This window comes from Campylobacter parajejuni (genome assembly GCF_046764905.1).
In the GTDB taxonomy this organism is placed as follows: Bacteria; Campylobacterota; Campylobacteria; order Campylobacterales; family Campylobacteraceae; genus Campylobacter_D.
In genome coordinates this window covers 1-661 of sequence record NZ_JBKORB010000033.1, presented here as the reverse complement: position 1 = coordinate 661, position 661 = coordinate 1, and the positions used below count along the sequence as shown (strand labels likewise).

General features: G+C 28.3%; 1 protein-coding gene. It reads left to right on the top strand.

Annotated elements, in window-relative coordinates; translation table 11 throughout:
- The coding region (locus tag ACLL8X_RS09310) for an Eco57I restriction-modification methylase domain-containing protein (protein WP_411990634.1) at positions 1-661 on the top strand (661 nt) is incomplete at both ends.

Genomic DNA, 661 nt, shown 5'->3' with positions numbered 1-661 from the left:
TGGATAGAGCTTTTAAAGCATAGTTATTATGAGGATTTTGATGATGGGACTTATCACAATCTTAAAACCCTGCCAAACATTGATATAAATATAAAATGTGGGAATTCTTTGATTTCTTATTTTGAACCCAATAGAACTATGAGCCATTATCCTAATATCAAAGAACGCATCAAAAAATATAAAGATGATGTTAAAGACTATAAACAGGGTGGCTCTCATATTAAAAAAAGCGAAATCATTAAAAACATTAGAGAATTAAAAGAAAGTTTTGAAAAGTTTTGTTTTGTGGATAAATTTAACAAAGAAATCAAAAGCTTTAAAGAAAAATGCGAAAAATATTCTAAAAAATATGGCAATTTCTTAGCCGTAGATGATGAAAATCTACAATTTGAAGTCAGTAGAAATTTAACATTGTATGATTTTGATAAACAAGAAGCGACTAGGGAATTTGAAAAATTAAAACAAGAATACGATAAGACCTATTTTTTAAAGAAAAATAAGCCTTTTGAATGGCGTTTTGAATTCCCTGAAATTTTAGACGATGGTGGAAATTTCAAAGGCTTTGATTTGGTTATTGGTAATCCACCTTATATAAGACAAGAAGAAATCAAAGAGCTAAAACCGCATTTGGCAAAACATTATGAAATATATAAAGGCACGA